Origin of the sequence: Peterkaempfera podocarpi, from assembly GCF_042466665.1 — a bacterium.
GTDB lineage: Bacteria > Actinomycetota > Actinomycetes > Streptomycetales > Streptomycetaceae > Peterkaempfera > Peterkaempfera podocarpi.
On sequence record NZ_CP162102.1, the window covers coordinates 8,200,123 to 8,212,705 of the forward strand.

Sequence of the window (12,583 nt, forward strand, 5' to 3'; positions counted from 1 at the left end):
ACACCGGCCGAGGCGAGCGCATCAACGGCTCCCCCTCCGTCGACCGCGACGAAAGGCATCCATGACTCGATCGCCCGACCCCGCCGACGCCCGAGGACCGGTCCGCAACCTCCCGACGGGAGCGAGCACCGACGGCACCACCCAGCACCCGACTGGTGCGCTGGGGCCGGAGGACGCCTGGGAGCGGCTGCTGGGCATCCGCTCCGTCGCGGACGCGGAGGCCGCCGGGCTGGTCCTCGGGGCGGACGGGATCAGGCGTTGGGGGCAGGACGCCTCGCCCGGGGCGGCGCTGCTCGCCGACCGCTATCTTCCGCTGTGCCTGGCCGGTCCGCGACTGGTCTGCGCACAGCTCGGACAGAGCCTGGACGGTTTCATCGCGACCCGCTCGGGCGACGCCGACTATGTCACCGGCGAGGAGGACCGCCGCCATCTGCACCGGCTGCGTGCGCTCACCGACGCGGTGGTCGTCGGGGTCGGCACGGTGGTCGCGGACGACCCCCGACTGACGGTGCGCGCCTGTGCGGGCGCCGACCCGGTACGTGTCGTCCTCGATCCGCACGGCCGGGTACCGCTGCGGTGCGGGCTGTTCACCGACGGGTCAGCGCCCACCCTGTGGGTGGTGGGCGCGGGCGCTGCCCGCAAGCAGGACGTGCCGGACGGCGTCGACGTCCTGGTCCTGCCGGACAGCGACGCGTTCACCCCCCGGCGCCTGGTCCGCACCCTTGCGGGGCGTGGCCTGGGCCGGGTACTGGTCGAGGGCGGCGGCGTCACCGTGTCCCGCTTCCTGCAGGACCGGGCCCTGCACCGGCTGTACGTCACCGTCGCGCCGGTGCTGCTGGGTGACGGCGTCCCGGGGCTGCGTTTCGCCGGCCCGTCGGTGATGCGCAACGCGCCGCGTCCGCCGGTGCGCCGTGCCGCCCTCGGCGGTGACACCCTCTTCGAGCTCGACCTGGGGACGCCTCAGCCCGGCGAACCACCGGCCGGCGAGCACACCGAGGCCGGGCAGGCTCGCCGCGAGAGCCAGGACTCCGTACACCACGGCGACGGTCAGCCCCTGAGCCGCGCCTAGGCCCGCGGCGCCGAAGGCCCACGCGGTGACTCCCTCCCTGGGCCCCCAGCCGCCGACATTCAGCGGCAGCCCCATGGCGAGCAGCGACAGCACCGCAAGGGGCATCAGCTCGGCAGTCGGCGCGGCGGATCCCGCGACCCGAGCGGCGAGGAGGAAGGTGCCGAGGTGCCCCGCCAGCACCACCGCGGACGAGATCAGCACCCCCGGCCAGCTGCTCCGGGCCAGCAACCCCCGACGTACGTCGGCCAGTGCTGCGCGGACAGCCCTGCCCCGCCGCGAGGTGCCGGACCTTCGGCGCAGCCGTACGGCGGCGAGGCCCAGCAGTCCGCACACCACGGCGAGGGCCGCCGCGGTGACCGGCGCCGTGGCGAGGCGGTGGGTCCCGGCCAGAGCGGGGGAGGGCTGGGAGAGCAGGACCGTTGTGCCGACCGCGATCAGGACGACCTGCCCTGCGGCTCGTTCGAGCACCACCGCGCGGACGCCGCGTCCGACGTCCCCGGTGCTCTGCCCGTGCCGTATCGCCCGGTGCACATCGCCGAGGACGCCGCCGGGCAGCGCCGCGTTCAGGAACAGCGCCCGGTAGTAGTCCGCGACCGCCCGGCCGAGCGGCAGCCGGATGCCCAGACCCCGGGCGACCAGACACCAGCGCCAGGCGCTGGACACGGTGGTGAGCAGGCCCAGGCCGAGAGCGGCCAGGAGCGTGGGACCGTCGATCCTTCGAAGTCCGTCCAGGAAGGCGCCGGTGCCCAGCCGCCACAGCAGCACCGCAAGGATCGCCGCTCCGACGAGCGCGGGGAGCCGGGTCCGCACCGTGCGCGGCATCATCAGGCTCCTCCCGCCGGCCCGGGCAGCGCCAGCAGGTCGCTGTGTCCCACCACCACCTGCAACTCTCCGGCAGCACAGGCCGCAAGACGTCGCGTCAGATAGGCGTCGGCGCGCACCGAGAGTTCCGGTCGCTGCTCACAGGCCGCGCCGACCCATCCCCGCAGCCACTCGGCCGTCAGCGTGGACTCGCCGGAGCCGAGCCGCCAGGGACTGGGGCGCACCAGCACCGTCGCGCCCCGCCGCATGAAGGCTTCGGAGGCCGCCGTGACGGCGTCCGGCCCGAGCAGGCGGCGGCCACCGTCGCTGCGGCGCTGGTGGGCGTTGAACGCGTCGCGGAGTGCGGCGTCCAGTGGATCGCCCGGCGTGAATTCGACACGCCCCACCACGGAGAGCGCCAGCAGGGCAGGGCATCCCGCCCCGGCGCAGGCCTCCGCGAGCCCCTCCACCTCGTCGCCGGTGAGCAGGTCCAGCAGGGCGGAGGCCGTCACCAGCGAGGTGCCGGCGAGGTCGGCCGCGGTCACCCGGGTGATGTCACCGGGTTCCGTGGCGACGGTGACACGGCTGCCGTCGGCGGCCGTGCGGGGCGTCAGAGCCGCGGCCCGGCGGAGCAGATCGGGGTCGCGGTCGTGCAGGAGCCAGTGCTGAGGGCCGTCCAGCCGGGCGATGAGCCAGCGTCCCATGGAACCGGTGCCGCAGCCCAGATCGCGGATCACCAGCCCCGTGCTCCGCTGCGGCCGGTCCGCCAGCCGGCGTCGCAGCGGGCCGAGGAGGTCCTGTGCCCGGGCGGCCGCGTCGGCGTCCTCCCGCAACCGCAGCCACTCCGGGGTGTAGCGAGGTGCGTCAGCCGTACTCATGCGGCCCTCCGGGTCTCCCGGCGGAGGTGCTCCAGCACATCGGCCAGACGCCCCGCCGTGCTCTCCCACCCGTCCAGCGCCGCACGCCGCGCAGCTGCCGCCGCCCTCAACCGGCGGCGCAGGCCCGGCTCGCCGAACCAGCGGCGCAGCGCGGCCGCAAGCGCCGCCGGGTCCCCGGGCGGTACGAGGATGCCGGGCACCGTGCCGTCGGGCGCCCGCCCGAGCGCCTGCGGAACTCCGCCGACATCCGTCGCCAGCACGGGTACGCCGCGCGCGAGCGCCTCGGTGACGACCATGCCGTAGGTCTCCGCGTACGAGGGAAGAACCAGCAGGTCGGCTGTGGCGTAACCGGCGTCCAGGTCCGCGCCGTGCCGCGGACCGGCGAGCCGGAGGCGGTCGCCGACGCCCAGCTTCCCCGCCAGCGCGCGCAGCCCGGCGGCGTAGTCGGGGTCCTGGTGCAGTGCCCCGACGCAGAGGCAGCTCCACGGCAGGTCGCTGACGGCCGCAAGGGCCTCCACCAGCAGGTGCTGGCCCTTTCGCGGGGTGACCGAGGCGACGCACAGCAGCCGGGAGGCGCCGTCGGTGCCGGACGCCGGAGGCGCGATGTCGGCGCCGGGCGCCGCGACGCCGACCCGGTCGGCGGCCAGCCGGTGGTGGGCCACCAGTCTGCGCCCCGCCCATTCGCTGGTCGCCACCACCGCCGCCGCGGCGCCGAGGACGCTGCGCTCGCGGGCGTCCAGGTCCGCCGCCACCGCGGGGTCGAGTCCCGTCTCCTCGGCCAGCGGAAGATGCACCAGCACCGCCAGCCGCAGCCGTCGGGCCGCGGGGACGACGATCTCGGGCACGCCGCAGGCCACCAGGCCGTCGACCAGCACGACGGAGCCGTCGGCCGGCTCCGCGAGCGTACGGGCCAGCTCCGCGCGGGCGGCCGCCGCGGGCCGCGGCCAGGAGCCCGCGACGGCGTGCTCCCGGACCGTCCAGCCGGCACCGGGCAGCTCCTGGCACACCCGGCGGTCATAGGTGTTGCCGCCACTGGGCGCGGTCCGGTCGTCGACGCCACCGGGCATGACGATGTGCACCGAGCGCCCCGGCCTCCCGGTGGCGTCGGAACGCGTCACAGCGTCCGCTCGTAGCTCGCCCAGGCCACATGGGACTCGTGCAGGGTGATGGCGATGCCGGCCAGGCCGCGGGCGCCCTCGCCCAGCGCCCCGCTGTGCACCCGGTCGGCGAGCCGGTCGGCGATGGTCCTGGCGAGGACCTCCGTGGTGGTGTTGACCCCGGCGAAGCCGGGATCGTCGTCGAGGTTGCGGTAGCTCAGCTCACCGACCACGGCAGCGAGTTCCCGAGTGGCCAGGCCGATGTCGACGACGATGCTGTCGGCATCCAGCTCGGCCCGGCGGAACGTGGCGTCCACGAGGTAGGTCGCCCCGTGCAGGCGCTGCGCGGGTCCGAAGACCTCTCCGCGGAGGCTGTGGGCGATCATGATGTGATCACGGACGGTGACGCTGAACAACGGATGCTCCTCCATGTGAAAGCCACTGCAGGGTGGTGTCCTGCAGTAGTACGGCCGGTCGCCGCTCCCCGTTCAGCGCACGGCGCCGGAGTTCACGCGGAATCCGCGGCAGTTTCGTACCGGACCAGGTGGCACAGTCCGGGGAGGTCGCCGGCGGCGATTCTGGGCAGCACCTCGGGCAGCTGCTCGAAGTCGCATTCGCCGGTCACCAGGGAGTCGAACGCGGGGTCGGCCAGCAGGGAGAAGGAGAGCGCCAGCCGGTCCGCGTACGTCCGGCTGGACCGCCGGGCCGGGGAGACCGCGCCCACCTGGCTGCTGCGCAGCACCAGGCGGCCCGAGTGGAAGGCTTCGCCCAGCGGCAGACTGATCCGGCGGTCGCCGTACCAGCTCAGTTCCAGGACCGTCCCCTCAGGCGCGAGAAGCTCCAGGGAACGCGCGAGTCCGGCCTCGGTGGCGCTGGCATGGACGACCAGGTCGCATCCGTCGGCGGCGTCCTCGGGGAGCGCGAAGTCGACCCCGAGCTTCCTGGCGATCTCGGCGCGGGTGGGATCGGCATCGACCAGTTGCACCCGGACGGCGGGGTAACGGGCAAGGATGGCGGCGACGCAGCAGCCGACCATGCCCGCGCCGATCACGGCGATCCGGTCGCCGACCAGGGGCGCGGCGTCCCACAGGGCGTTCACCGCGGTCTCCACCGTGCCCGCGAGCACGGCCCGGGGGGCGGGCACCGTGTCGGGCACCACCGTCACGGCCTGCGCCGGTACGACATAGCGGGTCTGGTGGGGGAACAGGCAGAAGACCGTGCGCCCCAGCAGGGACGACGGCCCCTCCTCCACCAGCCCGACGTTGAGGTAGCCGTACTTGACGGGTCCGGGGAACTCGCCGTCCTGGAACGGCGCCCGCATCACGGCCCGCTGACTCTCCGGTACACCGCCGCGGAAGACCAGGCTCTCCGTTCCCCGGCTCACACCGGAGCAGAGCGTACGCACCACGATCTCGTCGGCGGAGGGATCCGGCAGAGCGACGTCCCGGATCTCGCCGCGGCCGGGGGAGTCGAGCCAGAAGGCGCGTGCGGCCCGCGTCATCGGGATCCTCCTGAACAATCCGGTGATGATTCACGTACTGACATGCGAGGACCGCGTTCACGGTACGCGACACTGATCGACTCTGCCACACAGCCGGAGGGTGCACGGTGGCCCCGTTCAACGCTTACGACACAAGGCTGTTGCGCCAGGAGACAACAGCGGGGATGGGCGCGCAGCTGCTCCTGCTCGTGCTGCTCGGCACGGCCGTCGGCCTGGGGCTCGCCGGATGGCTGGCGGGCCTGGTGTTCGCGGTCGTCACCTGGGGCCTGCTCACCCTCGCTCTCCGGTCGTGGACACGGGCCTTCGGCCCGGCCAACTGCGTCACCCTGGCCCGGATGACGCTGGTCGGGGGCGTGACCGCGCTGGTCGCGAACTCCTTCGAGGCTCCGCCGCCGGTCCCGGTGCTGGTCGCCCTCACCACGGTCGCGCTGGTCCTGGACGCCGTGGACGGCCGCGTCGCACGGCGCACCGGGACGGCGTCGGCGCTGGGTGCGCGCTTCGACATGGAGGTCGACGCGGTCCTCATCCTGGTGCTCAGCATTCACGTCGCGACCGAGATGGGCGTGTGGGTGCTGCTGATCGGCGCCATGCGGTACGCATTCATCGCGGCGGCCAGGGCACTGCCGTGGCTGCGCGGGCCGCTGCCGCCGAGCATGGCCCGCAAGACGGTGGCGGCACTTCAGGGGATCGTCCTGCTCGCGGTCTCCGCGGAGATCCTTCCCTCACTCGTGGAGTATGCGGCCCTCGTCCTGGCCCTGGCGCTGCTCATCTGGTCCTTCGGACGCGACATCGGATGGCTGTGGCGCGTGGCGGGCCGGCATACGGCCGTGGGCTCCTGACCGGAGGTTCCCTTGCACCAGGGAACCCAGTGCTAAGAGCGCTCCGAGCAGCACGATTCGCCCTGCCTGTACGGTCAGCATGTGGACTGCGACCACCAGCCGACTCTTGATGAGATCACCGAGTGCCTCGTTGCGCTGGCCGAGGGCCGGCTGACCCGTGATGAGGCCGACCGCTGGGCCGCACGATGGGTGGCCGAGGACGAGCTCGCCTGGGACGCCCTTTCCTGGTGGGCCCTCAACCTCCTCCACGGAATCGATCTCCCTGCGGCTGGGAGCGGCGGTTATCTGCACGACGACGAGCAGATACACACATGGCTCGCTGAGCTGCGTACACGCCGGGTGATGTGACGCGGCCGATGCTGCCGGCCGGCCCTCGGTCGCCGACGGGCTGAACGCGCGCGCGTGCGGGAGACCGATGACGCCGAGGGCCGAGGACTGCTGCGGATCATCCGCAGAGGCACCGACTCGGTATACCGTGGCGGCGCGCGCAGATGGTGCTGCGTCCGCTCAGGGCATGTCGGTGGCGAAGCTCGCCGAGGTGACGTTCACCGGCCCGGACCGGCCCCGCCCCCGACCCGCTTGCGCACCCGACGCACCAGGTCCTCGGCGGCCTGTGGCCACTGGGGGTACTGGAAGTCGAAGCCGGCCTGGGTCAGTCGGCCCGGGACGACGCGGCGGCTCTTCAGCAGCAGTTCGGTGTCGGAGCGCAGCGCGAACGCGCCGACCTCGGCCATCCACTTGGTTGCCGGGAGCCCCACCGGTACACCCCACGCGGAGCGCAGGGTGCGCATGAGTGCGCGCTGCGGCAGGGGATGGGGGACTGCCAGGTTCACCGGCCCGGCGATGTCCTCCCGGTCGATCAGGAACTCCACCGCGCGCACGAAGTCGTGTTCGTGTATCCACGACACATACTGCGCTCCGCCGGCGACCGGGCCGCCGAGACCCAGGCGGGCCAGTCCCAGCAGGACGGCGAAGACCCCGCCCGGGTCCGGGCTCATCACCATGGCGGAGCGCAGGGCGACCTTGCGTGTGGCCGGCGTTTCGGCCTGCTGCTGAGCCTGCTCCCAGGCCTTGGCGATCTCGACGCTGTATGCCCAGTAGTCCGGAACGTCCGGTTCGGTGCCGCCGATCACGCCGGTGGCCTCGTCGTTGGGGGCGTCGAAGCGGTGCGCGTACACCGTGGCGGTGCTCATCTGCAGCCAGATCCGGGGCGGTCGGGCAGCGCCGGCGATCGCGGCGCCCACGACCCGGGTGGAGTCGACCCGGGAGTCCATCATGTTCTGCAGATTGGCCGCCGTGTATCGGCAATTCACAGTGCGTCCGGCCAGGTTGATCACGACATCGCTGCCGTCGACCGCCGCCGTCCACGGCCCCAGGGTCCTACCGTCCCATGGGACCTCGCCCTCGCGCTCGGGACGTCTGGTGAGAATCACGACCTCGTGGCCGGCGGCGTCGAGTGCACGCTTCAGGACCGTGCCGACCTGTCCGGTCCCACCAGGAATCACGATCTTCATCGGCCACCCCTCATTCGTCTCGGGGTGAGCCTAGACCAAAGTGTTGAACGTGTTCAAAATCGAGCCTCGAAGCGAGCCGACCTCGCCGTGGCGCGCACGACGCCGGACGTCGGTCGACCTGCCGGATGACGGTCTTCACCGTCCGGGACTTGGCGTGCAGGGCCCTGGGAGGCCTCGTTCATGAGCCTGTCCGGTTCGATCACGTGACTCCCGGCGCGGCCAGGGACGAGTGCCATTGCGGGGGTGCGGTGGCTGAGGCCCACGGCGCTGCTCCGGAGGCCTTGCGGGTAGCTCACGATGCGTGGCGCTGGTAGCCGGCGCTCCTGTTGGAGAGCCGGGACCCGGCAAGTGGAGGACGACCTCGCCGCAGCCTGTCCCTTGGGCCGGGTGCGGGGACGCCTTGCCACCGGCGACGGCGAGGCCTGCCGACGGTGCGCCAGAGCCGGGCGCGCCAAGCTGTTTCTCAGGGCCCGGCCCGCTGTTGCCGTTCTTGCCGCGCAGCTCCACGATGACGCCCCGTTGCCGCTATTCTCCTGCAACCGATCATCCGATGAGGGGACCCTATGCTTCGTCGACGCCTCGGCCTCATGGCGGCGATATCCGCTGCCGCTCTTCTGGCCGGCTGCGCCTCCACCGCCACGTCCGCTCAGGCCCCCGCCGCAGCGACCACGGCGGCGCCCGAATCGAGCCGCCCGGCTGCACCTGCGGCTTCCGCCACCAAGGCTTCCCCCTCGACCTCAGCAGCCGAACCCCACCTCCCCGACGGCTACGACCCCACCCGGAACGCAGGCGAGGACATTCGGGCCGCTCTCCGCCAGGCCACCCGCGACCACCGAGCGGTACTGCTCGACTTCGGCGCCAACTGGTGCCCGGACTGCCAGGTTCTGGACAAGCTGTTTCGCTCGCAGCAGGTCGAGCCCCTGCTGCGCAGGGACTACCACGTCGTTGCCGTCGACGTCGGCAAGTTCGATCACAACCTCGATCTCGCGGCTGACTTCGTCAATCTGCAGACGAGCGGTATCCCGGCACTGGTCGTACTGGCCCCTGACGGCAACGTACGGACCGCCACAGACGACGGAGCCTTCTCCAACGCCCGCACCATGAGCCCAGCCGAGGTCAGCGCCTTCCTGACCCGCTGGGCCACTGCCGGCGACCGGTGAACAACCGAGCCCGGTGGACCGCGCTGCTCTCCGCCTCGACTGCCGCTGCCCTCCTGAGCGGCTGCGGGGCCGACCGTCCGCCGCAGCCGACAGCAAACTTCGACGCCAACGGAGTGGGTATCACTGTCGTACTGAAGGAGCAGTCCGGCAGCGACGAGATGATGGACGTCACCTTCACACCACAGCGGAGCCTCTTCCACCTCTACAGCATCGATCTCCCCGAGGGAGGCGTCGACGGGCTCGGTGTCCCCACCACGGTGACCGTCCGGGGTGCGCTGCAGGCGACCGGCGCGCCGTCGGCGAACGTCCCAGTCCGCGAACTGCGGTTCGACGCCCTTGACGTCAGCCTCCCCGTCTATCCGGACGGGCCGGTGACGGTCAGCGTGCCGGTGAGGAGGACCGGCTCCAGTCGTGACGCCGCCGTGGTCGTCAGCTACGGCGCCTGCAGCAGGACCCAGTGCCTCCCACCCGTCACGGATCACACGATTCCGCTGAGGCTCGGCTGAACAACGCGTCGGCCGACGGATCCTGCGGTGCCCCGCCGCAGACCTCCTCTTGGCCTCGGTGCCCAGGACCAGCTCCCCGGCGTGGTGCGGGCGGTCGTGAAGCTCCTCCTCGGGGGGCCGTGGCGCAGGATCCCGCTCAGGGTTGTTGGTCCAGGACTTGGGCAGGATGCAAATCCCGATCCGTCCCACATAGTCCTCTTGGCGGTCGTGGATCTCGCCCAGATATCGGAAAAATCGCCTTTTCTGGATTCGGGACTTCTCATCAAGAATCACGCAGGTCCGGACACTAGCACTGAGTAGTGAGGTTCGGGACTCCTCTTTAGGAAATTGGACAAGACATCGCGAGCGGGTTCTGGATGGAGTATTTTTGAGCGGCTCTGGAGAGGTGAGATCGTGGCTCCTTATCTTTGGGGATCGACACTTGGGGACCTTGCTGCTCAACGAGGTTGACCAACCTTGGTTCCGGTGCTGGTTCGAGCCAGCCGATGATTGGGATTCAGTCAAGGAGATCTTCGAGGCGCAAGAGTAAGCCAGAGACACAGGATTCCGAGAGGATCTCCGGTGGGCGGTTAGTGCGGTGCAGGATATGCACTTGGAACTGGTTCCTAGGGGGACTGAAGACGAGGTGATCCATCCCAGCTTCATCTATGTCGGCGAGGCTGTGGCCAGTTTCCGACATTGAACCGCCACGACATCAAGAGAGCGGGTGCTGTTGGTGTTTCTGGAGGGTTCCATAGAGTTGGTCCTGTTGTCGGATATCCAGCTGTCTGGTCTGAAGGTGACCCGCCGCGTCGGACAATAGCCTAACCGCATGAATGGGCCATTGCCTGGCGACGTTGCTTGAGCGGTAAAGGTTCTTCTCGAGCAGGACATAACGACCTGAAGCGCATTAAGGTGATGAATCCGACAGCGCAAACCGCAGTCGCGGACCGTCGCGGGGCCAGTTGGAGCGCGGACGCGAAGCAGCTCCAAGGGATCGAATCCCAGGGTCGTCGCTGGGCGTGAAACATCGACCAGTGCTTGCCCATGCTGACCATCACTGGCGGCGTCAGCACTGGTTGAGAAAGTGCGGCCGTTGGGCAGCGCGGCTCAGCGGAACGCGGCTACAGTGCCAAAGGGTACGTGAAACACCCGAATGCGAGGCGACCGCCCGCCCATTCAGAGATGTAGAGGAGCGCGATGTCAAAGACTCCAAGATTGTGGATTGATTTGGCGAGCGAGCTGCCATGGCTGTGGCCCAGGCCGTACCTCGTAGAGTCGCCTCTCGAAAATTCACTTGTTGACAGGGTTGCGGTAATGGGATTCCGAGTAGTTCAGGTGAAATTTCCACAGAATGTGTCAAACTCCGAAGAAGCACTACTGATTGAACTCAGCAACAGACTCGATTTCTCGGAGATTGGCGCAGGTAGTTGGGCTGCCTACAGTGATCGCCTCTGGGATCTCCAAATGTCTGAAGATGAGCCACCACTTGCTGTGATCATTGGAGGACTTGATGAATTGCTTCGGTCGGACGTGCACAGCTTCGTCAGGTGCGTCCACAATCTACTCTCAATGACCGAGGCGGTCGGGCTCGCCGACGAGAGGGCGGATCTCCAAATCGAGTACTTCTTCGTCGGCTCATGGACTCAGTGCCCCCGGTGAGCACAGGATGTATGGCTCCAAATTTGTTGGATAATGGCAATCGGTGTCTCGGGTGCAAGTAGATGCCGTTGTCGGTGAAACCCTGAGGGTGCGAACGCCGCTGGGGTTGGCGGCTGCTCTGAGGGTGCCGTGCCCGTACAGGCGGCACCGGGCGGTCAGCCAGGGTCAATCACGGTCAGGCCCGCGAGGAAGCGCAGGTCAGTGGTTCCGGAGGTCACAGCCGGGATGGTCAAGGGCCTTCCCAAGCTCGGGACTTGCCGCGAAGCCCGTGCTATTCGGCCAGGTAGCCATGCCGGTGATCCGTCGGCTGGGTGATCACAGATCCATCCCGCACCTGCCACTCGACCTGCGGAGCCACCTCGCTGCTCGCTACGAACAGCCCTTGGACCCGATCCCCGTCCTCGTCGGAAGCAGGGATCGCGGCCATCGACTGCAGTTGATCCATGAACCAGTCCACAGCAGACTCACGGACATCGCCGCCGTAGAAAACGTAGTAGGTCCAGTTGAAGTGGCGGACAGGAAAGCCCCAGCCGCCGCTGTAGTGCTCGTCGGAGTGGTTCGCGATCACTTGCTTGATGGCGGCAAGTTGCTGCTCGTCGCACTCCAGCCAACCCCTGATGGAGACGAAAACACCCACCGCGTCGTCCTCCCGTTGCACCGGCGCGATCGAGCCTGTCATGTGCGGATCCTTAATAGAAATCCTGAGCGCACCCACCCCTGTGAGGCCGCCAGGAGGCTGTCGCCGAGGACCAGTTGGGGACTGTCTTTGCTCACGAGGCGAGAGGAGCTGATCCTGTCGCGTCAGTCGATGGTGGAGTCGTACGCGGCGATCCGGCGTGACCACCGTGCGGGCGAGTCGATGCGGGCTCTGGAGCGCAAGTGCGGTATCACGCACCGGACGGTGCGCCCCAAGCGGAGGACTCCGCCTGGCCGGAGCCTGGAAGAAGATGCCACTGCCAGCGAAACTTGCGCACCCTCGGCTCGCCCGCCGCCCTTGGGGACGGCGGGCGGCGCATCCTCAACGCGACCCATCAGAACGATCAAAGTCTTCGTCGCACAGACCGGTCCGGCAGCACACAGGAAGCCAGGCGGCCGCGATCTCTCGAACTCGCTGCAGTCGATCCCTGTCAGGCTCCACCACCGTCAGAATCTCGAACGCGGTGCCGGCAGTGTTCACCGATCTGTTCGACATCACCTCCTCGTAGAGGAGCCACATGCCCTGGACGGCAACGTCCTGGCACATCTTTGGAAGGTCAAGCCCTCGCCCAGCCGACACCCAATCCGTTCCTTCGCCTGCCACCAAGGAATGGAGGAGATCCAGAAACCACTGGCGAGCCGCCAGATCCATGTCCCCCGCGAGAGCAGCCAGCGCCACGGAAGCCACCACCGGAGCGGGTTCCCGGAGACCTACCGGAGACCAGACATGCTCCTCGAAGCTGACGTGGCTCGGCTCCGGCGACGGTCCGTGGCCCGCAAGGCGCAGAAGATTCTCGGCAAGGTGGCCTGCATGCTTGCCACACCCGCAGATCATGCGCTGCCAGTCTCGTCGGGCGATCTCCATCTCGATCAGTCGCATA

13 protein-coding genes and 1 pseudogene are annotated in these 12,583 nt (G+C 69.6%); 6 read left to right on the forward strand and 8 right to left on the reverse strand.

What is annotated here, in order from left to right:
- Nucleotides 1-61 precede the first annotated feature (61 nt).
- A complete protein-coding gene (locus tag AB0761_RS35745; RefSeq protein WP_377273432.1) occupies nucleotides 62-1,069 on the forward strand; it encodes a RibD family protein in 1,008 nt (335 codons plus the stop codon).
- On the opposite strand, the pseudogene AB0761_RS35750 reads toward AB0761_RS35745, so the two are convergent.
- The 5 genes and pseudogenes from AB0761_RS35750 to AB0761_RS35770 all read right to left on the reverse strand — a co-directional run.
- Nucleotides 1,070-1,894 (reverse strand): annotated as a pseudogene (locus tag AB0761_RS35750) (lysylphosphatidylglycerol synthase transmembrane domain-containing protein); the annotation flags it as partial.
- Complete coding sequence (locus AB0761_RS35755) at nucleotides 1,894-2,817, reverse strand: class I SAM-dependent methyltransferase (protein ID WP_377273433.1); 924 nt, start codon at nucleotides 2,815-2,817, stop codon at nucleotides 1,894-1,896. The pseudogene AB0761_RS35750 and the gene AB0761_RS35755, both read right to left, overlap by 1 nt.
- Entirely contained in the window at nucleotides 2,745-3,815 is a 1,071-nt protein-coding gene (locus AB0761_RS35760) for a glycosyltransferase family 4 protein (protein ID WP_377274497.1), read from the reverse strand. Before AB0761_RS35760 ends, AB0761_RS35755 begins: the two co-directional genes overlap by 73 nt.
- Before the next feature lie 47 nt (nucleotides 3,816-3,862).
- Nucleotides 3,863-4,261 carry a 6-pyruvoyl tetrahydropterin synthase family protein gene (locus tag AB0761_RS35765; protein WP_377273434.1) on the reverse strand — a complete coding sequence of 133 codons (399 nt, stop codon included), beginning with the start codon at nucleotides 4,259-4,261 and terminating at the stop codon, nucleotides 3,863-3,865.
- A 92-nt stretch (nucleotides 4,262-4,353) separates the two neighbouring features.
- Nucleotides 4,354-5,346 carry a zinc-binding alcohol dehydrogenase gene (locus tag AB0761_RS35770; RefSeq protein ID WP_377273435.1) on the reverse strand — a complete coding sequence of 331 codons (993 nt, stop codon included), beginning with the start codon at nucleotides 5,344-5,346 and terminating at the stop codon, nucleotides 4,354-4,356.
- A 107-nt stretch (nucleotides 5,347-5,453) separates the two neighbouring features.
- On the opposite strand from AB0761_RS35770, the gene AB0761_RS35775 reads away from it, so the two are divergent.
- Nucleotides 5,454-6,185, forward strand: a complete 732-nt coding sequence (locus tag AB0761_RS35775; protein WP_377273436.1) for a CDP-alcohol phosphatidyltransferase family protein — start codon at nucleotides 5,454-5,456, stop codon at nucleotides 6,183-6,185.
- Between the two features lie 81 nt (nucleotides 6,186-6,266).
- Complete coding sequence (locus AB0761_RS35780) at nucleotides 6,267-6,533, forward strand: hypothetical protein (protein WP_377273437.1); 267 nt, start codon at nucleotides 6,267-6,269, stop codon at nucleotides 6,531-6,533.
- 197 nt (nucleotides 6,534-6,730) lie between these two features.
- Here the strand turns inward: AB0761_RS35780 and AB0761_RS35785 are convergent, their stop codons facing one another.
- Nucleotides 6,731-7,699, reverse strand: coding sequence for a TIGR01777 family oxidoreductase (locus AB0761_RS35785; RefSeq protein WP_377273438.1), 969 nt, complete (start codon nucleotides 7,697-7,699; stop codon nucleotides 6,731-6,733).
- 563 nt (nucleotides 7,700-8,262) lie between these two features.
- Here AB0761_RS35785 and AB0761_RS35790 point away from each other — a divergent pair.
- The 3 genes from AB0761_RS35790 (at nucleotide 8,263) to AB0761_RS35800 (ending at nucleotide 11,006) form a co-directional block, all read left to right on the forward strand.
- On the forward strand, nucleotides 8,263-8,859 hold the full coding sequence (locus AB0761_RS35790; RefSeq protein WP_377273439.1) for a thioredoxin family protein: 597 nt from the start codon (nucleotides 8,263-8,265) through the stop codon (nucleotides 8,857-8,859).
- Entirely contained in the window at nucleotides 8,856-9,365 is a 510-nt protein-coding gene (locus AB0761_RS35795; RefSeq protein ID WP_377273440.1) for a hypothetical protein, read from the forward strand. Before AB0761_RS35790 ends, AB0761_RS35795 begins: the two co-directional genes overlap by 4 nt.
- Before the next feature lie 1,179 nt (nucleotides 9,366-10,544).
- Complete coding sequence (locus AB0761_RS35800) at nucleotides 10,545-11,006, forward strand: hypothetical protein (RefSeq protein WP_377273442.1); 462 nt, start codon at nucleotides 10,545-10,547, stop codon at nucleotides 11,004-11,006.
- A gap of 271 nt (nucleotides 11,007-11,277) precedes the next feature.
- Here the strand turns inward: AB0761_RS35800 and AB0761_RS35805 are convergent, their stop codons facing one another.
- Nucleotides 11,278-11,685 carry a hypothetical protein gene (locus tag AB0761_RS35805; protein WP_377273443.1) on the reverse strand — a complete coding sequence of 136 codons (408 nt, stop codon included), beginning with the start codon at nucleotides 11,683-11,685 and terminating at the stop codon, nucleotides 11,278-11,280.
- A gap of 339 nt (nucleotides 11,686-12,024) precedes the next feature.
- Nucleotides 12,025-12,582 carry a hypothetical protein gene (locus AB0761_RS35810; RefSeq protein ID WP_377273444.1) on the reverse strand — a complete coding sequence of 186 codons (558 nt, stop codon included), beginning with the start codon at nucleotides 12,580-12,582 and terminating at the stop codon, nucleotides 12,025-12,027.
- Nucleotide 12,583 lies beyond the last annotated feature (1 nt).